The organism is Rubrobacter calidifluminis, from assembly GCF_028617075.1.
Classification (GTDB): Bacteria; Actinomycetota; Rubrobacteria; order Rubrobacterales; family Rubrobacteraceae; genus Rubrobacter_E; species Rubrobacter_E calidifluminis.
This window is the reverse complement of record NZ_JAQKGV010000004.1, coordinates 106,908-132,758: the sequence shown is the minus strand read 5'-3', so window position 1 is coordinate 132,758 and position 25,851 is coordinate 106,908. Positions and strand designations below refer to the sequence as shown.

Annotated in this window: 32 protein-coding genes; 10 read left to right on the top strand and 22 right to left on the bottom strand. The window is 64.5% G+C overall.

Annotation, left to right across the window (positions count from 1 at the left end):
• Nucleotides 1–138: 138 nt before the first annotated feature.
• From argS to PJB24_RS04735, 9 genes are all read right to left on the bottom strand, one after another.
• The gene (argS, locus tag PJB24_RS04775) at nt 139–1,776 is read right to left on the bottom strand and encodes an arginine--tRNA ligase (RefSeq protein WP_273843261.1); all 1,638 of its coding nucleotides are present in this window, start codon (nt 1,774–1,776) and stop codon (nt 139–141) included.
• On the bottom strand, nt 1,766–1,999 hold the full coding sequence (locus tag PJB24_RS04770; RefSeq protein WP_273843259.1) for a DUF3006 domain-containing protein: 234 nt from the start codon (nt 1,997–1,999) through the stop codon (nt 1,766–1,768). Before PJB24_RS04770 ends, argS begins: the two co-directional genes overlap by 11 nt.
• A 33-nt stretch (nt 2,000–2,032) precedes the next feature.
• Nucleotides 2,033–3,673, bottom strand: a complete 1,641-nt coding sequence (locus PJB24_RS04765; protein ID WP_273843256.1) for a sensor histidine kinase — start codon at nt 3,671–3,673, stop codon at nt 2,033–2,035.
• A 90-nt stretch (nt 3,674–3,763) separates the two neighbouring features.
• Entirely contained in the window at nt 3,764–4,237 is a 474-nt protein-coding gene (locus tag PJB24_RS04760) for a 23S rRNA (pseudouridine(1915)-N(3))-methyltransferase RlmH (RefSeq protein ID WP_273843254.1), read from the bottom strand.
• Nucleotides 4,234–5,103: an MBL fold metallo-hydrolase gene (locus PJB24_RS04755; RefSeq protein ID WP_273843252.1), complete on the bottom strand. Its 870-nt coding sequence runs from the start codon at nt 5,101–5,103 to the stop codon at nt 4,234–4,236. Before PJB24_RS04755 ends, PJB24_RS04760 begins: the two co-directional genes overlap by 4 nt.
• Nucleotides 5,100–5,303 (bottom strand): twin-arginine translocase TatA/TatE family subunit, encoded by a 204-nt coding sequence (locus PJB24_RS04750; protein ID WP_273843251.1) that lies wholly within the window; start codon nt 5,301–5,303, stop codon nt 5,100–5,102. The genes PJB24_RS04755 and PJB24_RS04750 overlap by 4 nt, the downstream gene beginning before the upstream one ends.
• A gap of 30 nt (nt 5,304–5,333) precedes the next feature.
• On the bottom strand, nt 5,334–6,188 hold the full coding sequence (locus PJB24_RS04745) for a class E sortase (RefSeq protein ID WP_273843248.1): 855 nt from the start codon (nt 6,186–6,188) through the stop codon (nt 5,334–5,336).
• A gap of 13 nt (nt 6,189–6,201) precedes the next feature.
• The gene (locus PJB24_RS04740) at nt 6,202–6,882 is read right to left on the bottom strand and encodes a ferritin-like domain-containing protein (protein ID WP_273843246.1); all 681 of its coding nucleotides are present in this window, start codon (nt 6,880–6,882) and stop codon (nt 6,202–6,204) included.
• A 14-nt stretch (nt 6,883–6,896) separates the two neighbouring features.
• Complete coding sequence (locus PJB24_RS04735; RefSeq protein ID WP_273843245.1) at nt 6,897–7,562, bottom strand: ferritin-like domain-containing protein; 666 nt, start codon at nt 7,560–7,562, stop codon at nt 6,897–6,899.
• 231 nt (nt 7,563–7,793) lie between these two features.
• On the opposite strand from PJB24_RS04735, the gene PJB24_RS04730 reads away from it, so the two are divergent.
• The 5 genes from PJB24_RS04730 to PJB24_RS04710 all read left to right on the top strand — a co-directional run bounded on the left by PJB24_RS04730 (nt 7,794) and on the right by PJB24_RS04710 (nt 11,056).
• Nucleotides 7,794–8,354, top strand: coding sequence for an RNA polymerase sigma factor (locus PJB24_RS04730; protein WP_273843244.1), 561 nt, complete (start codon nt 7,794–7,796; stop codon nt 8,352–8,354).
• A gap of 5 nt (nt 8,355–8,359) precedes the next feature.
• Nucleotides 8,360–9,100, top strand: coding sequence for an anti-sigma factor (locus tag PJB24_RS04725; RefSeq protein WP_273843407.1), 741 nt, complete (start codon nt 8,360–8,362; stop codon nt 9,098–9,100).
• Nucleotides 9,101–9,162: 62 nt separating this feature from the next.
• Nucleotides 9,163–9,366 (top strand): dodecin family protein, encoded by a 204-nt coding sequence (locus tag PJB24_RS04720; protein ID WP_273843243.1) that lies wholly within the window; start codon nt 9,163–9,165, stop codon nt 9,364–9,366.
• A 104-nt stretch (nt 9,367–9,470) separates the two neighbouring features.
• Nucleotides 9,471–10,361: a UV DNA damage repair endonuclease UvsE gene (gene uvsE, locus PJB24_RS04715; RefSeq protein WP_273843405.1), complete on the top strand. Its 891-nt coding sequence runs from the start codon at nt 9,471–9,473 to the stop codon at nt 10,359–10,361.
• Nucleotides 10,362–10,387: 26 nt separating this feature from the next.
• On the top strand, nt 10,388–11,056 hold the full coding sequence (locus tag PJB24_RS04710) for a haloacid dehalogenase type II (protein WP_273843242.1): 669 nt from the start codon (nt 10,388–10,390) through the stop codon (nt 11,054–11,056).
• On the opposite strand, the gene queC is transcribed toward PJB24_RS04710, so the two are convergent.
• The 3 genes from queC to PJB24_RS04695 are packed head-to-tail and all read right to left on the bottom strand — an operon-like array spanning nt 11,053 to nt 13,393.
• Nucleotides 11,053–11,727: a 7-cyano-7-deazaguanine synthase QueC gene (gene queC, locus PJB24_RS04705; RefSeq protein ID WP_273843240.1), complete on the bottom strand. Its 675-nt coding sequence runs from the start codon at nt 11,725–11,727 to the stop codon at nt 11,053–11,055. The two genes, PJB24_RS04710 and queC, sit on opposite strands and share 4 nt — an antisense overlap.
• Complete coding sequence (locus PJB24_RS04700) at nt 11,727–13,199, bottom strand: sodium:solute symporter family protein (protein WP_337959003.1); 1,473 nt, start codon at nt 13,197–13,199, stop codon at nt 11,727–11,729. Before PJB24_RS04700 ends, queC begins: the two co-directional genes overlap by 1 nt.
• On the bottom strand, nt 13,196–13,393 hold the full coding sequence (locus tag PJB24_RS04695) for a DUF3311 domain-containing protein (protein WP_273843238.1): 198 nt from the start codon (nt 13,391–13,393) through the stop codon (nt 13,196–13,198). Before PJB24_RS04695 ends, PJB24_RS04700 begins: the two co-directional genes overlap by 4 nt.
• 126 nt (nt 13,394–13,519) lie before the next feature.
• Between PJB24_RS04695 and PJB24_RS04690 the strand changes: the two genes are divergently transcribed.
• Entirely contained in the window at nt 13,520–15,007 is a 1,488-nt protein-coding gene (locus PJB24_RS04690) for a gluconokinase (protein ID WP_273843236.1), read from the top strand.
• A gap of 38 nt (nt 15,008–15,045) precedes the next feature.
• Here PJB24_RS04690 and PJB24_RS04685 read toward each other — a convergent pair whose 3' ends face one another.
• Nucleotides 15,046–16,407 (bottom strand): citrate synthase, encoded by a 1,362-nt coding sequence (locus tag PJB24_RS04685; RefSeq protein ID WP_273843235.1) that lies wholly within the window; start codon nt 16,405–16,407, stop codon nt 15,046–15,048.
• 139 nt (nt 16,408–16,546) lie between these two features.
• Here PJB24_RS04685 and PJB24_RS04680 point away from each other — a divergent pair, with 139 nt between their 5' ends.
• Nucleotides 16,547–16,972 carry a DUF4870 domain-containing protein gene (locus PJB24_RS04680; RefSeq protein WP_273843233.1) on the top strand — a complete coding sequence of 142 codons (426 nt, stop codon included), beginning with the start codon at nt 16,547–16,549 and terminating at the stop codon, nt 16,970–16,972.
• On the opposite strand, the gene PJB24_RS04675 is transcribed toward PJB24_RS04680, so the two are convergent.
• Genes PJB24_RS04675 through PJB24_RS04660 form a run of 4 tightly spaced genes read right to left on the bottom strand, consistent with a single transcriptional unit; the run spans nt 16,963 to nt 20,187 of the window.
• The gene (locus PJB24_RS04675) at nt 16,963–18,651 is read right to left on the bottom strand and encodes a hypothetical protein (protein WP_273843231.1); all 1,689 of its coding nucleotides are present in this window, start codon (nt 18,649–18,651) and stop codon (nt 16,963–16,965) included. The two genes, PJB24_RS04680 and PJB24_RS04675, sit on opposite strands and share 10 nt — an antisense overlap.
• 16 nt (nt 18,652–18,667) lie before the next feature.
• Nucleotides 18,668–19,246, bottom strand: a complete 579-nt coding sequence (locus PJB24_RS04670) for a PilW family protein (protein ID WP_273843403.1) — start codon at nt 19,244–19,246, stop codon at nt 18,668–18,670.
• Entirely contained in the window at nt 19,236–19,736 is a 501-nt protein-coding gene (locus tag PJB24_RS04665; protein ID WP_273843229.1) for a prepilin-type N-terminal cleavage/methylation domain-containing protein, read from the bottom strand. The genes PJB24_RS04670 and PJB24_RS04665 overlap by 11 nt, the downstream gene beginning before the upstream one ends.
• Nucleotides 19,726–20,187, bottom strand: a complete 462-nt coding sequence (locus PJB24_RS04660; RefSeq protein WP_273843228.1) for a pilus assembly FimT family protein — start codon at nt 20,185–20,187, stop codon at nt 19,726–19,728. Before PJB24_RS04660 ends, PJB24_RS04665 begins: the two co-directional genes overlap by 11 nt.
• Before the next feature lie 198 nt (nt 20,188–20,385).
• Here PJB24_RS04660 and PJB24_RS04655 point away from each other — a divergent pair, with 198 nt between their 5' ends.
• Nucleotides 20,386–21,093, top strand: a complete 708-nt coding sequence (locus tag PJB24_RS04655; protein ID WP_273843401.1) for a potassium channel family protein — start codon at nt 20,386–20,388, stop codon at nt 21,091–21,093.
• A 1-nt stretch (nt 21,094) separates the two neighbouring features.
• On the opposite strand, the gene PJB24_RS04650 is transcribed toward PJB24_RS04655, so the two are convergent.
• Both PJB24_RS04650 and PJB24_RS04645 read right to left on the bottom strand, forming a co-directional pair.
• Nucleotides 21,095–21,682: a pilus assembly FimT family protein gene (locus PJB24_RS04650; RefSeq protein ID WP_273843226.1), complete on the bottom strand. Its 588-nt coding sequence runs from the start codon at nt 21,680–21,682 to the stop codon at nt 21,095–21,097.
• Nucleotides 21,683–21,954: 272 nt separating this feature from the next.
• On the bottom strand, nt 21,955–22,338 hold the full coding sequence (locus PJB24_RS04645) for a VOC family protein (protein ID WP_273843224.1): 384 nt from the start codon (nt 22,336–22,338) through the stop codon (nt 21,955–21,957).
• A 100-nt stretch (nt 22,339–22,438) separates the two neighbouring features.
• Here PJB24_RS04645 and PJB24_RS04640 point away from each other — a divergent pair, with 100 nt between their 5' ends.
• Both PJB24_RS04640 and PJB24_RS04635 read left to right on the top strand, forming a co-directional pair.
• Entirely contained in the window at nt 22,439–24,034 is a 1,596-nt protein-coding gene (locus PJB24_RS04640; RefSeq protein WP_273843223.1) for an AarF/ABC1/UbiB kinase family protein, read from the top strand.
• 35 nt (nt 24,035–24,069) lie between these two features.
• Nucleotides 24,070–24,387, top strand: coding sequence for an ATP-dependent Clp protease adaptor ClpS (locus PJB24_RS04635; protein WP_273843221.1), 318 nt, complete (start codon nt 24,070–24,072; stop codon nt 24,385–24,387).
• Here PJB24_RS04635 and PJB24_RS04630 read toward each other — a convergent pair.
• The 3 genes from PJB24_RS04630 to PJB24_RS04620 form a co-directional block, all read right to left on the bottom strand.
• Nucleotides 24,384–24,614: a hypothetical protein gene (locus tag PJB24_RS04630; protein ID WP_273843216.1), complete on the bottom strand. Its 231-nt coding sequence runs from the start codon at nt 24,612–24,614 to the stop codon at nt 24,384–24,386. The genes PJB24_RS04635 and PJB24_RS04630 overlap by 4 nt on opposite strands.
• A gap of 102 nt (nt 24,615–24,716) precedes the next feature.
• The gene (locus PJB24_RS04625; RefSeq protein WP_273843214.1) at nt 24,717–25,451 is read right to left on the bottom strand and encodes a carotenoid biosynthesis protein; all 735 of its coding nucleotides are present in this window, start codon (nt 25,449–25,451) and stop codon (nt 24,717–24,719) included.
• 9 nt (nt 25,452–25,460) lie between these two features.
• Nucleotides 25,461–25,829, bottom strand: a complete 369-nt coding sequence (locus PJB24_RS04620; RefSeq protein WP_273843212.1) for a hypothetical protein — start codon at nt 25,827–25,829, stop codon at nt 25,461–25,463.
• Between the last annotated feature and the right edge of the window lie 22 nt (nt 25,830–25,851).

Below are 25,851 nucleotides of genomic sequence, written 5' to 3'. Positions count from 1 at the left end.
ACGGGGCCATGCCAGCGACAGCGAGGAGGTATAGACATGTCCGTCACGCTGCAGGCGATAAAGAGGCTCAGGAAGATGACCCGGGCGCAGAAGGAGCGCCAGAGCAGACGCGCCCGCCCCGGGAAGCAGGGTTAGAGGCTACATCCTCTCCGGAGCCTCGACCCCGAGCAGCTCGAGGCCAGAGCTCAGCACGTTCTTGGTGGCGGCGCAGAGGGCGAGCCGCCTCGCACGCTCGGCTTCGTCGTCCACGAGCACCCGGTGCACCGTGTAAAAGCGGTGGAAGAGCGTGGCGAGCCCTTCGAGGTATTTCGGTATCGGGTGCACCTCCCGCCTCTGCGCGGCGTTCTCCAGCACCCGCGGGAAGTCGAGCAGCTCCAGGGCAAGGAGGCGCTCCTCTGGGGCAGGCTCAGCAGGCTCGACGGAGTCGAGCGACCCCGCCTCGACACCGGCCCTCCGAAATATGGAGGAGATCCGCGCGTGCGCGTACTGCACGTAGTAGACCGGGTTCTCGTCCGACTGCCGAACAGCGAGATCGAGGTCGAAGTTCATCTCCGTACGGTGAGAGGAGCGGACGTAGAAGTAGCGCGCGGCGTCCACGCCGACCTCGTCGAGGAGTTCGTCCAGGGTGACGAAATTGCCCGCTCGCTTGCTCACCTTCACCTGCTCACCCTCCCGAACGAGCTTGACCAGCCGTACGAACTCGACATCGAGGAAGTCCTCCGGCACCCCGAGCGCCACGAGCCCAGCCCGTATGCGTGGCGGGTAGCCCGCGTGGTCTGCTCCCAGGACGTCCACCGCCCGCCGGTAACCACGCTCGAACTTGTCCAGGTGGTAGGCGAGATCCGGGGCCATGTAGGTGTAGGAGCCGTCGCTCTTCACGAGTACCCGGTCGCGGTCGTCCCCGAAGTCGCTCGAGGAGAGCCACAGCGCCCCCTCCTTCTCGTAGGTGTGTCTGCTCAGCCTGAGCCGCTGCAGAACTTCCTCGATCTTACCCGACTCGTAGAGAGACCTCTCGCTGAAATACCCGTCGAATCCGACCCGGGCGCGGGCGAGGCTCCTCTCTATCTCCCGCATACACCACCGAACGGCGAAGGCGCTGATCTCCTTGATCGCCTCCTCCGTGGGAGCCTCGAACAGATCGTCGGCCCGCTCGGCGGCGAGGTCCCGAGCTATGTCGGTGATGTAATCGCCCTGGTAAAGAGAACCCGGGTCGGAAACTTCCCACTCCCTGCCGTAGAGGGCGGCGTAGCGGGCGGCGACCGACTCGCCCAGCAGGCGTATCTGGTTCCCCCCGTCGTTCACGTAGTACTCTCGGAACACCCGTCTCCCCGAGGCGGAGAGTATCCTGGCCAGAGAGTCCCCGTAGGCGGCGTGCCGGCCGTGGGCTACGGTCAGCGGGCCGGTGGGGTTCGCGCTGACGTACTCGAGTATCACGGGCTCGCCATACGGTTCCCTCCTCCCGTAGGATCGCCCCTGCCGCAGCAGCTCTTCTATTTCGGCCCACAGCGCTCTTGCAGACAACCGGAGATTTATGAACCCGGGGCCGGCAGCCTCGGCACGCTCCACGAGCTCGCTCCGGAGTGCGCTGCACAGTTCCGCCGCCACCTCTCTGGGATTGCGCCGGAAGATCCTGGCGCCAGCCAGCGCCACGTTGCTGGCGTAATCCCCGTGGCCGGGATCGCCGGGCCTCTCGACGTGTACGCCGTCGAGCTCCACGTCGTACACCCGGCGAGCGGCATCCCTTATGGCTGCGGCGAGCCTCTGCTCAAGCCTCATCCAGCTCCCCTCTCCCGAGAAGCCTGTTCATGAGGGCGCGGCCTTCTTCCTCAGCACGCCGGCTCTCCGCCTCGTCCGGTATGAACCTGGCCACAAGTACGTCCCCCGCGGAGCACCCTGGCGGAATCATCTCCCTTGGCACGTCGAAGGTGACGCCACTCCGCGGATATGGCACAAGGACGGCCCATCCACCGTCTTCGAACCTGTCGATCTGTACCCGCATACGCTTATGGTAACATCCTGCGGCCACCTCTCCCTAACGCTGCAGGCGCAGCTGCACGGTGGTCCCGAGGTGGGGCGAAGAGACGATGTCGAGTCCCGCGCCGATCTCGGCGGCCCGGCGGTGCATCACCCGTATTCCAAACCCCTCACGGGAATCATCCGGCGAGAAACCACACCCGTCATCGCGTACCCGGATGACGAACACCGACCCCACACTCCGGCTCTCAAGCCGTATATCACTCGCTCTGGAGTGCCTCGCGGCGTTCCACAGTGCCTCGCACACCACCCTGCAGACGGCTGCCGTCTCGGAGGGATCCAAACCATCGAACGGAGCCCGGAGATCGACGCACACCTCAAGCCCGAAACACCCCCGTAGATCCTCCACGAAGCGCAGCAGCGCGCCCTCTGGATCTAGCACCTTCCCGCACCTGCCAAGCATCTCCTCTACAGGCAGAGACACCTGATAGCCGACCTGGCGAGCTTCGAACTCGGCCCGTCCGAGCTCCTCGCCCGCCAGGCTCCCGTCGCCGCGGTCGAGCGCAGCGCGGGCCTTTCTGAGACTGGCCCTCATCTCCCCCACACCCCGCTCCAGCGACCTCCTGAGCTCTTCGGAGATCCTGGCCTGCTCCTCCCTCCTGGCCAGGCCCGCCGTCTCCCTACGTATGCCGTGACTGACGAGGGTGAGGGCGGAGGTCCTCAGACCGAAGTAGACGACGAAGAAGGCCCCAGCCCATAAGACATAGGGGGGTACCGGTGGATGGAGGGACACCCAGCCAGCCAGGAAGGCGTACTGCACCGACGGCGAGAGTGGGCCGAACCAGAATAAGAACGTCCGCAGGGAGCCTATCCCGGCGGTCCGCGCCCACCCCGGCATCTCATCCACCCTCTCGTCCCCGCGGAGCGCCGCAAGGCCCAATAACACCATCCCCAGGCTCCACATCACCACGGGAAACCCGCCGGGTTTCTCCCCGCCAAGCGGTTCGCCGACGAAGTAGGCGAGGTCTGCGGACACGAACACGGAGAGCCCGGCCACCAGCCACCCGGCGAAAGCGGGCCGCTCGTCGCCGGAGAGGACCACCAGGGCGAGAAAGAGCAGCCCGGCATCCGCCACCCCGCCCGCGAAGTTGAGCACGGCCTCCCTCCTGAGATCCTGCAGGACGCCGTCCATCGCGCGCCCGAGCACGAAGTACCATCCGAGAAGCCCCGTCGAGACCATGACCGCCAGCGTATCCAGCGGGATTAGCGGGAAGACACCCCTTGTGGTCACCGCAACCAGGTATGTGAAGGCAAGAAAGAGTAAGAGATACGCCAGAGCGTACATCGGATCCCGGGGCATAAACCCGAGAGAGTCGAACCCGCTGGTACCAAGGACCAGCCAGATGAGATATCCGGCGAGCACCAGGGCGACGCCGGAGAAGCAGAGACCCCAGAACCACCTCGCCTGACGTGACGAACCTCTCACGGCAGCCCACCCGCAAGCGCCGAGTGCGAAGATCGCGGAGCACCCATAAAGCGCTGAGAGAAGCGCGACCTTTAAGGTCTCTTCCATCCTGAAGATCTCCGGCAGGGCAGCCGCGAATCCCCACAGGAACAGAACCGGAGCAGGGAGAGGCATCCGGCGCACGTCACCCGTGATGGCGGTCGGAGCCCCCCTCCGGGCCCCCTGACCCTTCATGGCCCCGCTTCACCTCCCCCTGCGGACAGCCTGAATCTTCGTAAATGTGAACCCGGATCTTATCTTAGAGATCGCTAAAAGATCGGTCAACTACCAGTGATAGAGCTCCCCGCGTTCGATCTTCACCGCCCGGTAGAGCTGCTCGAGGAGCACGACACGGGCGAGCGCGTGCGGGAGCGTCAGGCGGCCGAGCGAGAGGACGAAATCAGCACGCTCGAGCACCCTCTCATCGAGACCGAGCGGTCCCCCAACGACGAAGGCCACGTGGCTCCTTCCCAGCGCCCCGAGCGAAGAGAGCCTGCCGGCCAACTCCTCCGAGGAGAGCTCTCTACCCCGTTCGCGGTCCAGGACGATGGTATAAGAGCCCCGCGGCAGCCTCCGCAGAAGCCGCTCCGCTTCCAAGGCGAGCACTTCATCAGGCTTCCTGCGGTTGATATCCTCCTCACGCACCTCGATGACCTCGACCCGGAAATACCGGCCGAGCCTGCTCAGGTAGTTCTCACACCCTCCGGCGGCCCATCCCCGGACCTTCCCGACGGCGACGATGGTTGCGCGCCGGATCACCTCCCCAGATCGAACAGACGCCCCGACTCTTCCGCGCGGCGGTAGACACACTCCCCGTCGTCATCCGCCAGTGCCCCCACCGAGATCCAGGGTGTAGGATGGCGACGCATCGCGGCCCGGACCCGTACTCCGCCGTAACCTGCTCTACGCAGCGCGAGCGCGACGGTTCCGCAGGCCCTCACCGGCGTATTGTTGGTCTCGGAGAGGTGCGCAAGGACTATCTCCGAGAGCCCGTACGGAGCCAGGGCGAGCGCGGCTTCGGCGCTCTGCAGGTTGGAGAGGTGCCCCCGGCTGGAGAGAATCCTGCGCTTGAGATCCATGGGGTACGGCCCCCTGCGCAACCATTCGGGATCGTGGTTGGCCTCCAGGACGAGAGCCCGCGCACCACGCATCCAGCCGAGGACCTGCGGCGTCACCTCCCCGAGGTCGGTGGCGAAAGCGGCTGTGACCCCGTCTCCACCGGAGATCCTGAGACCACAGGTCGGGGCGTCGTGAGGTACCTCGAAGAAGGCGGCCCGTACCCCGCACACCTCGAAGGACTCCGCGACCTCCACGGCAACGGTCCCCGGCGCGTCCCACACCCCCCGCGCGGCGTAGACCTCCACCCCGCGCTCACGCACCAGCGAGCGGATGCCGGAGGTGTGGTCCGAGTGCCCGTGAGTGACGAGGACCGCTTCGACGCTCTCCAGGTCACGCCCGACGCGGGCGAGCAGACGCCGCAGGCCGCGAGCAGATAGCCCGGCATCGACCAGAAATCCGCGTCCTCCGGCCTCGACGTAGGTGGCGTTCCCAGAGCTCCCGCTCGAGAGGACGCTCAGGCGCAGACTCGGAGCACACACACCGTGGAAGACCGGTTCCCGCCTCAACGCTCCTTCTTTCGGGTCTCCCCCCTGTCGGCGAGCGCGGAGGCAAAGCCCTCCCTGAGCTCCCGGCGGTAGCCGTTCAACCTCCCGAGACCATCCCCCACCTCCCGGGCCAGACGCATCGAGCGCCGGGGTCCCACGGCGGTGAGGATGATGGCGAAGAGGATCAGAAGATGCAGTGGTTGTAAGAGGTCGGTTACCATGGAGTCAATATACCATTTCGGTAGGCAGCCCTACTCCCGGGACCGGCCGACCAGTTCGGCCTGCACAATGATCCGCTTTGTATAGTGTGGGAGGGTGCAGGTCTGCAGGGTCACGAGTGATTTCCCGGGTACCGGGTTCATCACCTGCACGTTTTCCGGGCCTACGGTCTCTTTATTTATCACCCGGTAGGTATATTCCTGGCCGGCGGAGTCCTTCAGGATGACCTCGTCACCCTCCGTAAGCTCGGGAAGGTGGTAGAAGAGGTAGAGCGAACCCGTGTTAGGGTAGCCGAGGCGGTGACCTGCTATGTAGACGTTTGCACCCTTCTGCCAGGGAAAACCCGTCGCCGGCACATGCACCGCCCCCTCGTCGAGCTTCGCCGAGTCGACCGAGTTGTAGACCGGCACGTCCTGCAGCCCTATCTTGGGGATGGAGAGGTAGAGCTTCTTGTCCTTGGGGCCGCCGGGATCACGGCCGAAATTGAAAGGCCTGACCGCCGGTATGGCACCCGCGGATGTCCCGACCGAGATCATCTTACGCGAAGAGCCTCCAGAGCCCTTCTCATTCCAGCCCCTGTAGGAGGGCAAGCCATCCGGAAGCTTCTTCCTGGAGAGCACCCTGCTGGGATCGGCTGCCTTCACGGTCACGCTCCCGGGGGAGGCCTTCAAGGCGTCCCCCGTCCGCGCCTCTTTGTCGCCCCCCCGAACGCTACCCGAGTCTCCCCGGCCCCCTCCCGCCGCGTGGTGCGAGGCATCCCCGCCCGCACCGGGAGCCTTCGTGGCAACGGGTGTGCTATCGCATGAAGCGAGAGCGAAGATCATGAAGAGGAGCAGGACGGCCAAGAACGCCGCCCTGCTCCTCAGCGAACGGGAGACAAAGCTCAAGCCTCTCTCCCTGCTAGACGTGGGCGTTGCGGTACCAGTCTCTGCGCGAGCCGCCACCCGTCTCCATCATCGAGCCCATCCCGAGGAACGGGGCTATCTTGGCCAGCACCTCGTCCTTGGTCAACGCTGCCGGGAAAGCCTCGAGCGTGGCCGCGGCATTACCCAGCAGGTTGTTCACAGCGACGACGTGCTCGCCCTCCACCCCGGCGATGCTCCCGGCGGCGGCCAGCACGTCGGGGCTCTGTATGAGCGGTGCGGCACCAAGGTAGGCCCCCACGCCGACCGGTTCAAAGGTGGCGGCGAGGTTCAGGATAGAGCTCTCACTAGATGTCGCGCCCGAAGGGAAGGTGAACTGCGGCTTGGAGACCGGGGTCCCACCGGCGCTCTTGATCAGCGAGATCAGTGCATCCACGTGGGCCTGCTCGTGGTCGCGCAGCGCCGTCACCACCTTGAGCGCATCACCCGAGAGCACCCCAGAGTTCACGGCGTTCTCGTAGAACGTCGCCTCCAGGTACTCCAGCGTCAGCGCGAAGTTGGCTATACCCAGATCACCGCTCTGGGCGAAGGCCTTCGGGGCGAGGGCGACCGAACCCAGCACGGCGCCCGCCCCGGCGAGACCGGCCATCTTGAAGAACTCCCCGCGGCTGCGGGTGCCCTCGAGCACCGCAGCTTCGGTGCCTGTCTGCTCTCTCATCCTCTACCTCCCCTTCAGCCCGTGATCCCGAACGGCTTGACCCGCGACTGGACCGTCTGCAGCGTCAGCGCCTTCTCGAAGGGCACGTTGTTCGGCGGCACGACGCCCTGCAGGATCTTGATCGCGTCCCAGTGGCGGCACTCGGCGTTGTGGATCGAGATGGCCGCCGCCAGGTAGTCCTTGTTTTTGAGCGCGGGGGCAGCCCCCTGGTAAGCCCCGATGCCAGTCGGCTCGAAGGTCGCCGCCAGCTTCAGGAAAGCGCTCTGGCTGCTGAAGGTCCCGTTCGGGAAGGTGAAGTTCGGCGTCTGGGGCACCGGCGCGCCCGCTTTCTGCAACGTCGAGGCCAGGGCCTGGGCGTGCGCCATCTCGTTGTCGCGGATGTCGGTTATGAACGTGAGAGCCTCGCCGCTGAAGATACCCGACTTGACGCCCTGGTCGTAGAAGGTCCCCTCCAGCTCCTCGAGCAGGTAGGCGAAAGAGAGGATCTTTACGTCACCAAGCCCCTGGTACGTCGTGTACTCCTTGCTCTGGGCCTGCGCCTGCCGCACCGCGACGCCGAAACCCCCAATGCCAGCCGCGGACAGCGCCGCCCCCACTGCCGCGGCGGTCTTCAGGAAGCCGCGGCGTGAAACCTCTCTATCAAGCACCGCCGGACTCCCCCGGTCCTCAACACCACTCATCCGTGCACACTCCTTTACTCGCCACCAGTAGAACTTCCATCAAGCCAGCCTGCGTCTTTCTCTGAGTCTCACACCCCCTCAATCGATCTTTATTGTTCTTCACAAACCCTTACGAGAACCGGTACCGCCCGGATCACTCCAAACACCGGCAAAATCCCGGTTCCGTCTCTGATCCGGGCTGCACAGACCTGCGTATACTGTGGTATGGGCGACGTCCCGAGAAGGTATCTGTTGCTTGCAGACGAGGATCTCGTCTCGCTCGCCGCGGCGGGCGACACCGATGCTTTCGCCTGCCTGTACGACCGGCACAGCCGGGCGGCTTACTCCCTTGCCTACCGGATGATGGGGGAGCGACAGGCAGCAGAAGACCTCGTGCAGGAGTCCTTCTTCAAGGCGTGGCGCTCAGCGGGGAGCTACCGTGCAGAGCGCGGCAGCGTGAGGAACTGGCTGCTTACGATCGTCCACCACGGCGGCATAGACCAGCTGCGGTCCGCGGCCAGCCGCCGCCGGACGGAGGACCGGGCACAGGCCGCCATCTCCGGCGCACAGCAGAGTGAAGCCTTCGCCGAGACGTGGCAGAACACCCAGCGGGAGCAGGTACGCGAGGCGCTCAAGGCGCTGCCGCCGGAGCAGCTGAAGATACTGGAGCTCGCGTACTTCTCGGGTTATACCCACACGGAGATCGCCGAGCTGCTCGGGCTGCCGCTCGGAACGGTCAAAGGCAGGATGAGGCTGGGCCTCAAGAAGATAAAAGACTACTTCGACGCGAGGGATCTGAGCATTCCACAGTGAGCGGGATGGAACACGAGAAGTTCGAGGATCTGAAGGAGGCTTACGTCCTCAACGCGCTCGACGAGAAGGAACGGCGTGAATTCGAGGACTACCTCTCCCGCCACCCGAATAAACAGGCCGAGATAGAGGAGCTCGGCGCGATAGCGGGTCTGCTCGCCCTCTCGCCTCCTGAGCAGGAGCCCTCCCCCGAGTTGCGCCGCAGGGTGCTGGCCAGGGTGCGCTCCGAGACAACCTCCGGCAGCGAAACGCGTGACGCCCTGAAAGACAGGTTGGGTTGGATCCTTCGTCCGCGCACCCTGGCCGCGGCAGGGGCGGCGCTCGCGGTGGCGGGTCTCCTCGTCTGGAACGGGCTCCTGCAGAGGGAGCTCGGGAACCTCCGGAGTGAGAACCACAACCTGCAGGGACAGGTTGAAAACCTCAAGGCATACGCGATGCGGAGCTCCGGCCCGGCGAAGGGAGCCTCGGCGGAGGTGCTCCGGATGAGGAACGGGAAGATGATTCTCACGGCGAGCAACCTGCCGCCCGCGCCCGAAGGCAAGACCTACCAGATATGGGTAATGGAACACGGCACCCCGAAATCCGCCGGCCTCTTCTCACCGAGCGGCCGGGCCGTCGCCATACCCATGAGCTTCAAGGGCGAAAAGGTCCAGGCGGTAGCCGTCACCATCGAACCCGCTGGGGGATCGCAGCGACCTACCAGCAGCCCGATCCTGGTGAGCCAGCTCTCGACCAGAAGCAACGTTTAGCATTTTCCCGGACGGGTAATACTCCTTACCCCAACGGCAAGGCGGAGAGGAAGGAGGAGAAGGTGCCGGTAGCCAGGGTCACCGAGATCAGTGCGACCTCGCCTGAGAGCTTCGAGGCCGCCATCAGGGAGGGCATAGCCCGCGCCACGAAGACGCTGCGCAACGTGGAGGGTGCCTGGATCAAGGACATGAACGTCATGATCGAGAACGGCAACATCACCGGCTACAAGGTGAACATGGAGGTGACATTCGTACTGGAGGATTAGACCAGAGTAGTGTTGCCCGCGGCGGGCCCGGTCCTCTAGGACCGGGCCTCTTTTGTGGGTGAGAGAACACAGCACCACCTCCCCGCGCCGGATATACGTTGGGAATGATACGACTCGGGTACCCGACGCAGAACCTTACCCTCCGGGCGAGTACCAACCGCACCCTGCGCCTTTCGACCATGGGAAACGCCGAGAAGATCAGCACGCTGGTACACCGCAACCTCGCCGACCTAGAAGACATCCTGCGGTGGAACGCCCGGTACGGGTTCGGCCTCTTCCGCATGGGGCAGAGCCTGATCCCGTTCGCTTCCCACCCCGCCTTCCCCTACGACTGGCAGGAGGAGCACGCCAGGGAGCTGCGCCGGGCGGGCAGCCTTGCCGGGAAGCTCGACATCCGGCTCTCCATGCACCCGGGACAGTACATCCAGCCCGGTAGCCCCGATCCTGCGATATCCCGGAGAAGTATCGACGAGCTGCGCTACACGGCACGCATATTCTCGATGATGGGCCTTACGGATGGGATCATCGTGCTGCACGCCGGCGGCGCCCACGGAGACCTGAGGTCCTCGGCAAGGAGGTTCGTGAAGGCACTGTGCGACGAGGAGGAGATCCTCCGCCACCTCGCGCTCGAAAACGACGAGCGAATCTGGACGGTGGAGGAGGTCGTCGATCTCGCGATCACGCTCGGCGTACCGGCGATAACCGACAACCTCCACCACGCGCTCAACCCCGGCAGCATCACCCTGCGCGGGGCATTGGATCTTTCGCTCCCGACCTGGGAGGTACGCGGGACGCGTCCGAAGGTCCACCTCTCGAGCCAGGCCCCGGGAAAACAACCCGGAGCCCACGCCTACGCCATCGAACCAGGGGACTGGACCCGCCTGATCGATGCCCTCGACGGTCGCGACACCGACGTAATGCTTGAGGCCAAGGGGAAGGAGAGATCCCTCGAGAAGCTCGGCCTCTCACCCGGCATGCTAACCTCCGATCCGTAGGTCACGACCGATGGAACGGAGCGGAGATGCCCCAGAAGATGGCTTTCGACATCTACGGAACGCTCGTCGACCCTTTGAAGATGGAGGAGAAACTCGAACCGTTCGCCGGAGAGAAAGCCGGGCGCCTCGCAAAACTCTGGCGCGAGAAGCAGCTCGAATACACCTTCCGGCGGGCGCTGATGCGCCGCTACGAGGATTTCGGGGTCTGTACCCGCCAGGCGCTCGCCTTCGCCACGCAGAGCGTCGGCCTCGAGCTCTCGCGAGAGGACGAGAGAAACCTCATCTCCGCCTACCAGAGCCTTCCCGCCTTCGAAGACGCCCTGCCGGGACTCCGGGCGCTGCGTTCGCAGGGGCACGAAATGTCCGCCTTCTCCAACGGCGTGGAGGAGAGCGCGCGGAAGGTACTCGAGCAGGCCGGCCTGTTCGAGTACCTCAACACTGTGATAAGCGCCGACGAGGTGAAGAGCTTCAAGCCCGACCCGGAGGTCTACCGCCACGCCTGCGAGAGGCTCGGGGGTACACCGGAAGAGGTGTGGCTCGTCTCGAGCAACCCGTTCGACGTGATCGGAGCGAAGTCCTTCGGGATGCGGGCCGTCTGGGTGCGGCGCGACCCCAAAACGCTCCTCGACCCGTGGGGAATCGAGCCGGACCTCGTGGTCCGGGACCTGCTGCACCTCGCAAAAGAGCTGGGTTAGCCCCGGTACTCCGTCGGGTCCTCCACGCCGGCGAGCTCGAATGCCTCCCTGCGCTCGGTGCAGGTTCCGCACAGCCCGCAGTGGAGCTCGCCCCCCTCGTAGCAGCTCCAGGTCTCCTCGAAGGGCACGCCGAGGGAGGCCCCGAGTCCCACTATCTCCGCCTTGGTCTTGTGGATGAAAGGCGTGTACAGGCGCAGCCCCGGATGACCGAGACCTTCGACCGCCAGACGCTCCATCGCCTCGAAGCTCCGGACGAACTCCGGGCGGCAGTCCGGGTAGACGGGGTGGTCGCCCGCGTGCATAGCCGCCGCCACCAGCACCGAGCCCCGCGCCACCGCGGCTCCGTAGGCCACGGACAAAAAGATCGCGTTGCGGTTCGGCACGACCGTCACGGACATGCTCTCCTCGTCGTAGCGACCGTGGGGGACTTCGATCTCGTCGGTTAGCGCCGAGCCCGAGAGCAGCCTCCCGACCCCGGAGAGGTCCACGACGTCGAAGGAGGCCCCGAGCCGCTCCGCGCAGCGGCGGGCGTACTCGAGCTCCTTTCCGTGCCGCTGTCCGTAGTCGAAGGAGAGCAGGTGCAGCGAGTAGCCCTCCTCCGCGAGAAGATGAGCCAGCGTCACCGAGTCCAGCCCGCCGCTCACCACGGCGAGCGCCTCTTCCCGCTCCATCACGTCGTCGGCGCCGAGGACCGGGCGACGAAGGGACGGGTCGCCAGGCTCACCCCGACCGTCACTATCGTGTTGGCGATGAGCGCCACCACCCCGTTGTTTATATCGGCGAGCGCCGGCGGCAGGAAGGGAAGCAGATCACCGGTCCCGAGCCCGCCCACGGTCGCGTAGGTAACGATGGCCACCCCGACGACGATCCCGGCCGCCGCCCCCCACTTGTTCACGAAGTTGTTCGGCAGGAGGCTCGAGATCAGGGCCGGAAAGAGCTGGGTGACGAAGCTGTACCCGAGGAGCAGCAGGATCACGATGGTCTTGCCGCTGTTGATCGTGAAGTACCAGGCTACCAGGGCGAGCACCGGCACGAGCGCCTTGGCCAGCCGGTTCACCCGCTCCTCACTCGCGGAGGGCACGAACGCCCGGTAGACGTTCTTAGAGAGGATCGTCGCCGAGCTCATCAGAAGCATCGAACCCGGCACGAGCGCGGTGAGGAGCCCGGCCGCCCCGATGAGCCCGACGAGCCAGGGGTCGAAGGAGCTCTTGGAGAGCCTGAGCAGCGCCAGGTCCACCTGGTCTCCCTTGAGCCCTGGCACCGCCAGGATCGCCGCGAAGCCGACCAGAAACACGAAGAGCAGGATGAGCTGGTAGAGTGGCAGATAGACCGCGTTACGCCGGAAGACGCGCGCCTCCCTGGCCGAGAAGATCGAACCGAACGTGTGCGGCCACATGTAGAAACCGAGGGCGGTCAGGAGGACCGTCGAGACGAACCAGACGACGTTGTAACCCGTGTGCGGCAGCGCGAGGAAGCCCGGATCGTGCTGCTGTATCCTGTGGAACATCTCCCCCATCCCGCCGTAGAGCTTCAGGGGGAAGTAGATCCCGAGGAAGACCGCCACCGAGAGGACCATAATGTCCTTTATCACGGCGGTCCACGCCGAGCCGCGGATGCCGCTGATCATGACGTAGAGCGTCACCGCCGCCGCCCCGATGGTTATGGCCACGTTCGAGGAGATCGCGCCGTAGGAGGCGACCGAGACTATGAGCCCGAGCCCCTTGAGCTGCAGCACCAGGTACGAGGGCACCATCGCGACCACGGCGACGATCGAGACGAGCACGCCCAGGGAGCGGCTCTCGTACTTGCTCGCGAAGAAATCCGCCTGCGAGTGCAGCCGCTTCTCCCTGCCGTAGCTCCAGATCGCGGGCAGGAGCCAGTAAGAGATGACGTAAGCCAGCGACCCGTAGGAGAGGATGTAGAACGCAGGCCCGCCCTCCCCGTAGGCCCAGCCGCTCCCGCCGAGGAAGGTGAACGTCGTGTAGATCTCCCCGGCCAAAAGCAAAAAGACGAAGATCGTCCCGAAACCTCGCCCGCCGACGGCCCACTGCTCGAGGTCCATGTCCTTGCCCCGCCGGGCGCGGATGCCCAGGTAGATCGCGAGCAGCAAAAAGACCAGTATGATCGCGAGGGCCGCGTTCAACGCTCCTCCTCCCTGTTCCGCGGGTCGAGCCTGTAGATGATCGCCATCACCACCGAGGTCAGGACGACCCACAGCACGATCCAGAAAAGGATGAACGGCATCCCGAACACGAAAGGCTCGACCCGGTTGGCGAAGAATATACCCCCGAGTATCCCGAGAAAGGGGATCACCCCAAGCAAATATACGGGCTTCAAGAAAAGACCTCCCCACGAGCCCTACGATAACCCGCCCGGGATTCTACTCCCACTTCCCCCGGAGTTGAACGGAGCACCGTGCTGCTAAACTGACGCTGGCGAGACGGACGGAGGGTTTGGGAAGAGGTGAACGAAGAGAGCGGCAAGACGCGGCTTCTGGCGGTGGACGTGGGATCCTCCTCGGTCAGGGCCTCAATCTACGACGAGAAGGCGGAGTACGTCGAGGGCACAGAGACGAAGCTCGAACACACCCTCGATTACACCCCTGACGGTGGGGCCGTAAAAGACCCGGACGAGCTCTTCTCGCTCGTCGTCCGGGCGGTGGACGAGACGCTCGAGCACGCCGGGGACACAGAGGTGGCCGGGGTCGCCTTCAGCACCTTCTGGCACGCGGTCCTCGGGGTGGACGGGTCGGGGAAACCCATCACGGACATCCTCACCTGGGCCGACCGCCGCTCCGCCGGCGCCGCGAGAAAGCTGCGCGAGAGGCTCGAAGAACGCGAGGTGCACCGCAGGACGGGGTGCGTGCTGCACTCCAGCTATCTACCGGCCAAGCTCCTGTGGCTGAGCGAGGAGCACCCGGAGCGCTTCGAGAGGACGGCGCGTTGGATCTCCCCGGCCGAGTACTTCTACAGCCGCTTCTTCGGCAGCGACAACCTCACCATAGGCACCTCGATGGCATCGGCAACCGGCCTCCTCGACCAGAACGAGAAGCGCTGGGATGAAGAGCTGATCGAAGACCTCCCCATAACCGAAGACCAGCTCTCCCCCATCTCCGACGATCCCGCGCAAGGCCTCGCCGAAGAGTGGGCGAAGCGGTGGCCGCAGCTGGCAAACGTGCCCTGGTTCCCCGCGGCCGGGGACGGAGCCTGCTCGAACATCGGCAGCGGCTGCACCACGAGGGAGAGGCTCGCGCTCATGGTCGGCACCAGCGGCGCGATGCGCGCGCTCTGGAAGGCAAAGAGCGTGGAGATCCCGGACGGCCCCTGGTGCTACCGGGCCGACGCGGAGCGTTTCGTGATGGGTGGAGCGCTCTCCAACGGGGGCAACCTCGTAAGCTGGCTCACGCAGACGCTGAGGCTTCCCGAGATAGAAGAGGCGGAGAAAGAGATAGCGAAGATGGAGCCCGACTCGCACGGGCTTACCTTCCTGCCGCTTCTGGCTGGGGAGCGCGGCCCCACCTGGTCCGACGACGCGAACGGCGCGATCCTCGGCCTCTCGCTCGCCAGCCGACCCGGGGACATCCTGCGGGCCGCGCTCGAGGCCGTCGCGCTGCGCTTCTCGCTCATCGCCCGGGCGCTCGAAGAGGCCATCCCGGGAGAGAAGGAGGTCATAGCCACCGGCGGCGGCCTCCTCTCCTCGCCGGTGTGGACCCAGATCATGGCGGATGCGCTCGGGCGTCCGGTGACGCTCTCGGGGGTGGAGGAGGCATCGAGCCGGGGGGCGGCGCTACTGGCCCTCGAACGCCTAGGCGTACTGAAGCTGGAAGAGGCAGAAGTACCGCTCGGCGAGACCTTCGAGCCCGACGAGGGCAGGCACGAGGCCTACCGCGAGGCCCTCGCCCGGCAGCAGCGCCTCTACGAGGCGGTGATGGAAGAGGGCGGCCCGGGATAGGCCGCCCTCCTTTCCACCGCGGCTGCGAGAAGCCCGCTCTATCCGCGCTCCTCGATCGGCACGTAGCGCTGGTTTAGCTCTCCGGTGTAGATCTGACGCGGACGCGCTATCTTGAGCTCCGGGTCGTGGAGCATCTCCAGCCACTGGGCCATCCAGCCGGAGGTCCGCGGGATGGCGAACATCACGGTGAAGGCGTCCGTCGGGATGCCGAGCGCCTCGTAGATGAGCCCGGAGTAGAAATCCACGTTCGGGTAGAGCTTGCGGCTGGTGAAGTACTCGTCGTCGAGCGCCCGCTTCTCCAGCTCGACGGCGATCTCGAGCCAGGGGCTGTTCTTGCCGGTGACCTCGAGCACCTCGTCGACGTGGCTCTTGATGATCCTGGCGCGCGGGTCGTAGTTCTTGTAAACCCGGTGGCCGAAGCCCATCAGGCGTTCCTTGCCCTGCTTGACGGTCTCGAGGAAGTCCGGGATGTTCTCCACCTTGCCGATGCGCTGCAGCATCTTGAGCACGGCGACGTTCGCCCCACCGTGCAGCGGTCCATAGAGCCCGGCGACCCCTGCGGCGATGGCGGTGTATGGGTCGACGCGCGAGGAGCCGACGACCCTGACTGCGGCCGCCGAGCAGTTCTGCTCGTGGTCGGCGTGCAGGATGAAGAGGGTGTCGAGCGCTTTCTCGAGCCTGGGGTCGGGCTCGTAGCGCGGCTCGGCCATCTTGAAGAGCATCGAGAGCAGGTTGCCGGCGTAGGAGAGATCGTTGTCCGGATAGACGTAGGGCAGCCCGAGCGAGTGCCGGTAGGCGAAGGCCGCAAGGGTGGGCATCTTCGCGATCAGGCGCACCGCCGCCAGGTGCTGCTGCTCCTCGTCGTCTATGTTCTTGGCCTCCGGGTAGAAGGTGGAGAGCGCCCCCACGCTCGCGAGCAGCATCCCCATCGGGTGGGCGTCGTGCCTGAATCCCTGCATGAAGCTCTTCATGTTCTCGTGCACGTAGGTGTGGTGGGTTATCTCGTAGACCCACCCGTCGAGCTCCTTCTGCGTGGGGAGGTGCCCGTGGATCAGGAGGTATGCCACCTCCAGGTAGGTGGACTTCTCGCAGAGCTCCTCGATCGGGATGCCCCGGTGCTGAAGGATGCCTTTCTCACCATCTATGTAGGTGATGGCACTCCGACAGCTCGCGGTGTTGGTGTAGCCGGGATCATAGGTCATGAGCCCGAAGTCATCTTCGTCCACCTTGATCTGACGGAAGTCCATCGCCCGCACGGTGCCGTCTTTTATCTCGATATCGTAAGTCTTGCCAGTGCGGTTGTCGGTCACCGTGAGGCTGCTCTTGCCCTCGACCGCGGTGGCCTTGCCGTTTCCCTCGCTGCGAGACTGCTCGGACACTTTTGCGTAACCCCTTTCCATGAGCTCGCTTCAGAAGGACACTATATGCCTTTTTCACTCTCCATTTTACCCACCACCGCGAAAACCGAAAGCCACCGCGTGAAACCCCTCGCCGCACGCGACGTAACGTAGGAATGTATCATCGGTTATCGAGAGGTGGATGGAGATGGAATTCGAAGATGATCTGAACTACGGGCTGCAGAGGGATCACCGCATCCCCTCCGGTGGTTTTCCCGCGGCAGCAACAACTCCTCACGAGGAGCGGACGTGGGCCGCGCTGGCGCACCTCTCGATCTTCCTGAACCTCCTGACTGGCTTCCTCGGACCTGTAGCCGCCTTCGTCATGTGGCTCGCCTTCCGCGGACGTTCACGGCTCGTCGCCGCGAACGCCATACGATCTATGTGGTACCAGCTGGTCTGGGGCCTCGCCCTCCTCGCCGGGTGGGCGGTGACCGGAGTCCTCACATTCTTCCTGATAGGGCTTTTGCTCTGGCCGGTGATGGTCCTGATAACGCTCGTCCCGTTCGTACACTCGGCCTACCGGGCCTACCGGGTGTACCGCACTATAGGGTCCCACTACCTGTAGAGTTCCCTCCAACTCTGCTGGGTTATCCGCGCGGAACCCCCGAAACCCGCCAGATTGCTGAAGACAACGGGGTCGAGGGCCCCGAAATCCGTGTAGTTCTGACGGCTGATGCTGCCGGCGACGATCACCGGCCCCCTGACACAGAGATCACCCGCCGAGCCGCTCAGGTCGGCGTTGGTCGAGGAGTCATCCTTCACTGTTATGATGCCCCCATCCAGGGGTGCAGCGCTGCTCGAGAAATTCACCCCGCCGTTCTCCACCACAAGGATCCCCCGACGAATGGAGCCTGGAGTATTCTGGCGAGCACTCTGACAGCGTGCCGAGGGGTCATTGCCAGAAAAAGCAGGCTGCGGGTTGGTAAGGACGTTCCAGTTGACGACGTTGTTGGAGCTGTGGTTGTCGAATCTGACGTAGATCACGGGCCATTCGGAAGGATCGGTGTTCGCGGAGACCGCAGGCCAGTTGAGCGTCAAATCACTGGTTCCACAGGGAACGGCAACATCGCAGAAGGTGACCGTGTGCGTACCCCCCGAAACCTCTATATAGTTTCCTTTACTGGCAGATGATATAGAAGAGGTAGAGGCACCGGCAGGAACCGTGTACTGTTTGCCCTGCGCCTGCGCCACAGCCTTCAGATCACTTGTGAGTGCTGCCGTATCTGGTGTCTTGTTGAAAGGGTACGTTATTTCTTTCGAAGGCTGCGGGCTGGTGCTCGGGGTATCGACGAATCTCGCTTTGAGGGTGGTGCCGCCGAGTATCGGATTTAGAAGCGGGTCGATCAGGTTGTCCAGCAAACTGGGGCCGCTGTCCTTGTCGAAAAAGCTCGATCTCCAACCACTCGGCTTGCATAACATGTTATCGCGATAGCCTATGCTGCCCACCGCTCCCATGCCGGGAGTGTTGACCTTGCGGGCGGTCGCATTGTACTGGTTCTGCCAGTTGCCCGCAGGGTCGGTACCGGAGACGGTCACCCCGGGACCACCTCCTATCTGGACCTGCAACCTGACACCGAGGATGGAGGCGCATACGGAAGCGGAGAGTCCAGAGCTGGGTGTAGGTAGCTTGATATCCCCACCGGAGAACATGCTGGCGTTCTTCAGGATCAGCGTCGGTTGGGTGATGTCTATGGTCCCGCTCGAGTACATGGGCAGCCCCTCCAGAGCTAACCGGTCCATGGACGTGTCCTTTCCTACGTAGACCATCTGCGGAATGTCAAGCCCGTTCGTGATACCGGAAGCCCGGAAGATCGCCTCTATCCTGCGCTTCGCGTTCCCGTACTGGCCTGTGGAGATCACCCTGAAGGTGGACGCCCCTGAATCGCTCGAGACATTTTGTATGGTCACGCTTACAGAGTTCATCGGGGTTCCCGACCCCGTATAAAGGTTGCTCAGGGTCACGCCGTTTGTCGCCCCATTCGTCTGCCAGGACCACTGACTCTCACCTCCGGTACTGACCGAACCCAGCCCGTCATAGTCGCTGGGTCTCGGATCAGAGGCCAGCTGTTTTCTGGCCGCCTGAATCCCGGCATCTGCGAGGTCGAAGGCCCTCTGCCCCTCGTTGGCCTGGGCGACGGCGGTCAAGTCGGTGTTGACGAACACGAGAAGTCCGGCACCCATGACGCTTATCAGCACGATCAGGATTATGGCCAGCGGCAGTGCTATGCCGGCCTCATCCACCACGACGGCATCCCTCGCCTTACTGATCCGACGCATTTCTGAGGTCCACGTAGGTGGTCAGAGACTGCCTGCCGGCCTGCACCCCGGGCACGATCACGTTCAGCGTGATCTTCACCGCCCTGACGTCGGTCCCGTTCGTCGAGGGCACCTCGGGGTCGACGCTCTGCAGGTAGGTGAACGTAAGCCCCTTCGAACCGTCGACGTACTCCGTCACCGGATCGCCGTTCCTCATGAGCGTGCGGCACCCGGAACAGCCGGAAACCGCACTTCCGGCACTCAGGCTGTAGACGACGCTTTCGCCTCCGGGTCCGTTCGTGAAGCCGATCTGGCTGGAACTCGGATAGGCGGGGCTGGCGACCAGAATGCCGCCGTTTGGATACGCCGACCTTATCTCGCGCGACATTCTCTCCATGGCCGCGCGGGCGTTCTCCACGGCCTCGACCTTGTCGCCGCCGAAACTGTAGACCTTCAGGCTCATGTCGAAGAGACCATAGAGCGCAAAGGTGACGATCATCATCATCGTCATTGCGACCAGCATCTCGGTGAGGGTGAATCCCTCCTCATCCTCGAAGAAGCGCCGCCCGGGATCATTCACCATCGCCGACAAGCCCGCTCTCCGTGTACGAACCGCCGCCCCAGTTCACGGTGACCGTGACCTTCAGCATCCCCTTGTCCGAACCCACCCCGGCGAAAGACTGGGATGGGCTGGAACCGAATGCGTTCCAATCGAGCGTGAGATACTGCTTGGTTATCTGGTAAGTGGAACCGGGGGGCAGCCCGGCGCTGGCGGGCACGGCCATCGGGGCGGTCGTGTAGCTACCCGAAGAAGAATACGTGGTCCTGGTGGAACCGCAATCGTTGGGGAAATAGTCTCTGGCACACGCATAATCAAGGCTTCTGAACTGTTCGATCTGGGATGCCGCAAGCTGGCGGGCCTGGTCGTAGTTTCCGCTCGTGCTCGCGGCCCGCAGCCCCGTGTCGAACATGCCGGCCATGGGGATTATCGCGATACTCAGGAGAAGTATGGCGACAAGCACCTCGATGATCGTGTAACCTGATTCTACCCGCCAAAAAGACCTATCCCCCAACGCTGACCTCGGAAGTTGCGGCGTCGATGTGGATCGTGCTGATATTGGAACCTCCCCGCGAGAGCGTCACCACGGCGAGCCCCTCGGAAGATCCGTCGGGATGGAAGATCACATCCCCAGAATTCCCGGAGACCACACCACCAGGAAGGCTGACCGACTGAACGGTCTGCCAGGCACCATCCCCGGACGTGCTGGTAGCCGACCTCTGCAGCAGGTAGTTACCGCTGCCCGAGACAAGCTCTACCCGCCAGTCGACGAGCTGGTTGGTGGCCCTCGTGCTCGCGAGCCTCAGATCTCCAACCAGCTGACTGGTCGCGGAGTCCACCTGGCGCTGGCGCATGATCCCGTTCCAGGTCGGGATAGCTATTGCGGTAAGTATCCCCATGATGACGATGGTGACCAGGAGTTCGGGTAGGGTGAAGCCCTCCTGGCCGCGCCTGTCGTCTCTCACCTAGGCAAGCTCCTCTCTCACGGTGGTCTTATCGGCCGTCGGAGCTGTCGGCTTTAACCCTGACGAGACCCTCTCCGGACGGGCTTTGAGGTAAAGTAACCCGCGATCAGGGTGAACGGGCAGAGAAGACCGCAAGTTCAACGAGCGAAGTCTTCCGGCACACGCGCAGGGCGGACGGCCCGGCGTTTCGAGGTGCCGATGCTGGTCGCCGCGCTGCTCGTCATCCCGACGCTCGTGATCCAGGAGTCGGAGCTGGGTAGGACGTGGCAGCTCCTGGCGCAGGTGCTCGACTGGCTGATCTGGGGTGCGTTCGCCACCGAACTGCTCGTGATGCTCTTGGTGGTGCCTGACAGGCTGCGGTGGCTGCGAGAGAACCCGCTGGAGGTCATGGTCGTGGTGCTGACCCCACCGTTTCTGCCAACCACGCTACAGGCGGCGCGGCTGCTCAGGCTCCTGAGGGTGCTGAGGCTCCTGCTGATCATCAAGCGGGCACGACACGTCTTCTCGACCGAGGGACTGCGCTACGCCGCGCTGATTCTCTTCGTCGTCGTCGTGGGAGGCGGCACGGCGTTCGCCGCCGTAGAGCCGCGACAACACATCAGCGCCTGGGACGGGGTCTGGTGGGCGGTAGAGACGGTCACGACCGTGGGCTACGGAGATATCTACCCCAAGACGACGGCTGGACGCATGATCGGTATCGTGGTGATGGCGAGTGGGATCGGGTTCGTCGCGCTCCTGACCGGCGCCATGGCCCAGCGCTTCCTGCAGGGAGAAGATGAAGACGCCCCTCCTGAGACCGGGCTGATGAACAAGCTGGAAGAGGTCTCGAAAAGGCTTGAGGAAGTCTCGGGAGAGGTCTCGGAACTGCGTGAGGAATTGCGCCGCCGGGAGGAGGGAGGGCGGTAGCTCACCACGGCCAGAGCTTTATCCTGGAGGTCGCCGAGAGAAAGGTCAGTTTGCGCTGCGGGTCTCCGTCCACCGTAACCCGGATCGTCCCGCTGGGCCCCACGAACGCGACCATCGTCCCGTCTGAATTGAACTCCAGGGTGCGGGTCACCCCGGAACAGAGTCTGCCGGGCATCGTCGCGCACCAGGACATCGCTGCGTCGTCGCGTATCGCCCGCCCAGAGGGACTCTGCTGGTCCATGACCATCACGTCGGCCGGAAACGTGCGCCGGAGTACGCTCTCCCCATCCAGAACCGGCACGGGACCGCCGTCGTCGTAGGGAGTTTTGAGCCTCACCAGGTAGTAGTCCGGCCCTTCTTCCTCCCCTCTCATCCCCGGCACCAGCACAACCCGCCAGTCGGTGAGCTGGTTGACCGAACGGGCGTGTGCAAGCCGGAGGTCAGCGGCGAGCTGATGAGCCGCAGCGTCCACCCGCCAGCGCTCGAGCAGGGCGAGCAAGACCATGATCGCGATGGCGATCAGTACGCCCATTATCGCCAAAACCGTGAGCAACTCGGGTAGCGTGAAGCCGTCCTCTTCCACGCCCACACCTGCCCTGCCCCGCTCTCCTGACATCACGCGTGATTTATCGGCCGGGAGTCGGCCGTCCTTTAACGCTAAGGCTCACGCGGTGCCACCTCCTGCGACCACCGCGCAAGCCCGCGGGCATACTCCGGCAAAGGTCATAACGGTTGCCTTACCCCGCCCGGCAGCCACATGCCCGGAGGGGAATCCTTTACCAGATCGGTCCCGGGTACACAAGGTACGCATCAGGCAGGGGAGGCGGAATACAGCCTCCCCCTGCTCCGGTCCCATCCCTGTCAGACGCTCCGTTCGATGAACTCTATGCGGTAGCCGTCGGGGTCCCGGACGAAGAAGATGCGCGAGCCGGTGCTTATGGGGTGCGGCTTACTCTCGAAATCGACCCCACCGGCTTTCTCCAGCCTCTCCGCGAGCGCGTCCAGGTCATCGACGACGAAGGCTATGTGGCTGTAACCCTCCCCGAGCTCGTAGGGCTCGGTGCGGCCGTGGTTCAGGGTCAGCTCAAGACGTGGTTCGGGGTCGCCCGGAACCGCGAGAAACGCGTTGGTCGCGTCATCCCCTATCGGACTCTTGCGCACGAGCTCGAGGCCGAGCTTGTTTACGTAGAAATCTATGCTGCGATCGAGGTCGAGTACCCTGTAGCAGGTGTGCACGTACTGCATCCCGTCCAGCTCCTTCTCGCCCGTTTCTCTTCCCGCCGGGATTCTACCAGAGGTAGCCCGCGGCCCTCGATGACGCCACTCCGGCTGCTATGCTTCCTGCATGGCCAGGGAAGAGGAAGAACGGCGGCCGACGGAGAGTCCGGCCTCCCGGCTGGCGCACGTGGCGCGCGTCGGGGCCCGTTACGGGTTCGGCTTCATCTTCGCCCGCAGGCTGCCCCGCAGGCGCAGGAGGTTCGACCCCGTGCGGATCGGCACACGTCTGAGGCTGGCCTTTGAGGAGCTGGGGCCCACCTTCTGCGAGTTCGGCCACTTCCTCGCCGCGCAGCGCGACAGGATCCCCCCCGGCGTGGCTGCGGAGCTCGATCGGGCGGCATCGACGCCTAAACCGGCCCGTTTCGAATCAATCCGGGTGCTAGTCGAGCGAGAGCTGGACAACGATCTGGAGCAGCTCTTCGTGAGCTTCGAAGAACACCCCCTGCGCGTGGGTGTGTTCACCCAGGCCCACCGCGTCGTGCTGCCGGGAGATCGCCCGGCCCTGATCGTCGTAGACCGCCCCGGCATCAGGGGAGACCTCCTGACCATGCGCCCGGTGGCAGACCTCGTGCGCCGGCGGACACCAGGGAACCTCCCGGTCAACCCCTCCGAGGAGGTGTCTGAGTTCGCCACCCACGTCGCCCAGCGGAGGGACATGTACGCGGCAGTGCGCAACGTCCATTACATGAGCACCCTCGAGGAGGCGGGACTCATCTTTCCTTCGCCCTACAAGGGGTACTGCTCGGCCCGCCTAGCGACCTTCGCAGCCCCCGAAGCTCCTCGTGCGCCGTCCGCCGGCGAGCTGCGCCTGCTCGCCCGGCACATCATCCGCCTTGCGCTCGTGAGAGGGCTCTTCCCGGCGGATCCATGCCCGGAGCGCCTCCTCGCAGCCGGGGACGGACTGTGGCTAGCCGATCCCACGGAGTTCCTCCAGGTGGATCCGGACAGGATGCGGGGAGTTGCGGAGCTGCTCGTTGCCGTGGGCATGGACGACGTGGAGGCCACGATTCGGGCGCTACCCCTAGCGGGATGTACGGTGCCGGACGATGACACCGCCCTGCGGCGTGAGCTGAGGGACGCGATGGGCTCGCTAGGCGGCCCGTTCTGGCGAGAGCGTACCCTCTCAGAGATGGTCGAACGCGGCCTGGAGGCGGCGAGGCTAGGAGGGGTCCGGATGCCACTCGAGCTGGCGCTGCTCGCCCGCTCACTCACCAGGGTGGAATCGATGGTCAGGGAGGCGGATGACGCTTACACCGCCGTGGGTGACGTCTCGGAGGCCGCCGGAGAGCTCATCTCCCGCTCACGAGACCCCCGGCAGATCGCCTCAGACACGATCCGGAAACTGGCCCAGCCCGAGACCTATGCGGATTACCCGCGTCAGATCCACGCGGTGCTCGGAGAGCTAAAGGACGGCGAGGTCGAGGTCAAGTTCCATCACGAGGGCATCGAAGACCTCATCTCGAAGGTGGACATCCTGGCAAACCGGCTGGTCTTCGCTCTGCTCATCGCGGCTCTCGTCGTGAGCTCTTCGGTAATCGGCATCTTCGTCAGGGGCGGGGCGCACTTTCTGGGGATGAGCGTATTCGGCCTGGTCGGCTTCGCGATAGCCGCTATCCTGGGCCTCACTCTCCTAATCGGGATAATCCGTTCCGGCCGTCTCTGAAAATGGGCCGCGAGGCCGGTGTCCTGAGGCACCGGATGGGGAACAATTATCCCGGGATGCCGCGAGAAGCCACCAAAACACGCCGGAGACACATCTCCCGGAGCAGGCCCCGCCCCGAGCCGCCCTGGAACGTCGTGCTGCACAACGACTGGGTGAACTCGATGCCCCGGGTCGTCGTCATCTTGCGCCGGACGATACCGGGCATGACCCTCAAGAAGGCGACCCGGATCATGTGGGAGGCCCACACCGCAGGACGCGCCGTCGTGAAGAGCTGTCACCGCGAGCTCGCCGAGCTATACGCGGAACGGCTGCAGGGTCAGGGCCTGACGGTCACGGTAGAGAGGTCTTCCTAGGCCGTCTCTTGTATGGTCTGTACGCCGGCGCCGAGCATCTGGCGTACCCTTCGACCCTCGCGGTGTCCGCGGTAGTACGCGAGGCGTTCGAGGTCGGACCAGATCATATAGCTGCTCTCGAGCGAGAGTACGGGCATGCCGAACCGGCCGTCCTTCCACCCGCTGCGGTAGGCCATGCTCTCCCGGATGGCCGCCGATGATACCTGCCTGTTCTCAGCTCCGTCCATCTGCCACCTCCCCGGCTGCGTCTCCACGAGCCGTATTCAACTCCCGACCCTGTACCCGTGTCAATAGAATTTAACGTTGTACGGGTCCGCTTCTGTGAAATCTCACCCTGTACTACGCCTGTACAGGAAGAAAACGCCCAGCAACACCCCGAGCAGAGCCGCCCCGTAAAGCCCGGCGAAGAGATCGACGCCAACCCAGAAGGCCAGCGAGAGGAGCACGCTATCGGCGGTGTCGTCCGGCACCCTCCGACACCGGAGGGTGCCAAAGAGGATCAGAGAGGCCACGCTCCCGGAGAGCAACCAGCCGAGGTAGTTGCTGAAAGGGACCCCGTAGTAGGTGCCTCCTGAGGACCAGCTCCAGAATCCCAGCGCGACGGCCCCGGGATCGAGCACACCGTCGATGAGCATGAGCAGCGCGGCCGATGAGGCCACCCGTGCCGGAAGCTCCTTCCCGAACGAGGCCGCCGCAGCGCCGACGACGAGGGGTACGTATGAGACGGGCAGGATGAAGGGCACGAGCCCCAGTACCTTCGGACCCAGCTCCTCACCGTAGGCGAAGCTCCCGTAGGGCAATCCCGTGCTCACCCCCACGCTCTCCACCACATACCCGAAGGCCGAAACCGCACCCAGAGCGAGGGCCGACCGCCAGACCCCGAAGGCTCCAACCAGGGCAAGAACCGCCGGTAGAGCCATCGCCACCGTCGCGATATAGGACAGCATCCAGCGCCCTGGAACGGCGGCGAACCTGGTCGCGAAGAAGGAGGCGCAGAAGAAGAAGGCACAGCCGTACACGACCGGTGGCAGGTTCTTCGGCCGCAGGCTCTCTGGCAGGCTCACCAACACATGTTAGCGCGCGACGTCCTGCGGCGTCTCCCGGCCTCCCATACCCCTCATACGAAGCCCGAACTCTATCTCGGAGGCGATCTCCCTACACCACTTGAGACGGTTCTCAAGGATCCAGTGCCTGAACATGATGCGACCCTCCCCCCACCGCAAACGCCAGTAGCGGCGCGGAGATCTCAGCCAGCGCATCCTGCCCCCGGGCAGGGATCTCCTCCTCTGGCCCGCCAGCTCCAGTTCCAGGGAGAGCAACGAGCACTCGAACGACAGCCTCCTCTCAAACTCCCTGATCCTCATGAGCTCGAACTCGCCCTCGAGCCCCAGCAGTACCCGCTCGAGCTCCGGGTTCCCGGATACTTCAGCACCGGCAGACATCGGAGATCCCGTCCCCAACCTT

Excerpts from the sequence above, each read along its gene's own strand:
- argS (WP_273843261.1), bottom strand. The coding sequence starts at position 1,776 with ATGAGGCTTGAGCAGAGGCTCGCCGCAGCCATAAGGGATGCCGCTCGC.
- PJB24_RS04770 (WP_273843259.1), bottom strand. The coding sequence starts at position 1,999 with ATGCGGGTACAGATCGACAGGTTCGAAGACGGTGGATGGGCCGTCCTT.
- PJB24_RS04765 (WP_273843256.1), bottom strand. The coding sequence starts at position 3,673 with ATGAAGGGTCAGGGGGCCCGGAGGGGGGCTCCGACCGCCATCACGGGT.
- PJB24_RS04750 (WP_273843251.1), bottom strand. The coding sequence starts at position 5,303 with ATGGTAACCGACCTCTTACAACCACTGCATCTTCTGATCCTCTTCGCC.
- PJB24_RS04740 (WP_273843246.1), bottom strand. The coding sequence starts at position 6,882 with ATGAGAGAGCAGACAGGCACCGAAGCTGCGGTGCTCGAGGGCACCCGC.
- PJB24_RS04735 (WP_273843245.1), bottom strand. The coding sequence starts at position 7,562 with ATGAGTGGTGTTGAGGACCGGGGGAGTCCGGCGGTGCTTGATAGAGAG.
- PJB24_RS04725 (WP_273843407.1), top strand. The coding sequence starts at position 8,360 with ATGGAACACGAGAAGTTCGAGGATCTGAAGGAGGCTTACGTCCTCAAC.
- uvsE (WP_273843405.1), top strand. The coding sequence starts at position 9,471 with ATGATACGACTCGGGTACCCGACGCAGAACCTTACCCTCCGGGCGAGT.
- PJB24_RS04710 (WP_273843242.1), top strand. The coding sequence starts at position 10,388 with ATGCCCCAGAAGATGGCTTTCGACATCTACGGAACGCTCGTCGACCCT.
- queC (WP_273843240.1), bottom strand. The coding sequence starts at position 11,727 with ATGGAGCGGGAAGAGGCGCTCGCCGTGGTGAGCGGCGGGCTGGACTCG.
- PJB24_RS04685 (WP_273843235.1), bottom strand. The coding sequence starts at position 16,407 with ATGGAAAGGGGTTACGCAAAAGTGTCCGAGCAGTCTCGCAGCGAGGGA.
- PJB24_RS04680 (WP_273843233.1), top strand. The coding sequence starts at position 16,547 with ATGGAGATGGAATTCGAAGATGATCTGAACTACGGGCTGCAGAGGGAT.
- PJB24_RS04670 (WP_273843403.1), bottom strand. The coding sequence starts at position 19,246 with ATGGTGAATGATCCCGGGCGGCGCTTCTTCGAGGATGAGGAGGGATTC.
- PJB24_RS04655 (WP_273843401.1), top strand. The coding sequence starts at position 20,386 with ATGCTGGTCGCCGCGCTGCTCGTCATCCCGACGCTCGTGATCCAGGAG.
- PJB24_RS04645 (WP_273843224.1), bottom strand. The coding sequence starts at position 22,338 with ATGCAGTACGTGCACACCTGCTACAGGGTACTCGACCTCGATCGCAGC.
- PJB24_RS04640 (WP_273843223.1), top strand. The coding sequence starts at position 22,439 with ATGGCCAGGGAAGAGGAAGAACGGCGGCCGACGGAGAGTCCGGCCTCC.
- PJB24_RS04635 (WP_273843221.1), top strand. The coding sequence starts at position 24,070 with ATGGGGAACAATTATCCCGGGATGCCGCGAGAAGCCACCAAAACACGC.
- PJB24_RS04630 (WP_273843216.1), bottom strand. The coding sequence starts at position 24,614 with ATGGACGGAGCTGAGAACAGGCAGGTATCATCGGCGGCCATCCGGGAG.
- PJB24_RS04620 (WP_273843212.1), bottom strand. The coding sequence starts at position 25,829 with ATGTCTGCCGGTGCTGAAGTATCCGGGAACCCGGAGCTCGAGCGGGTA.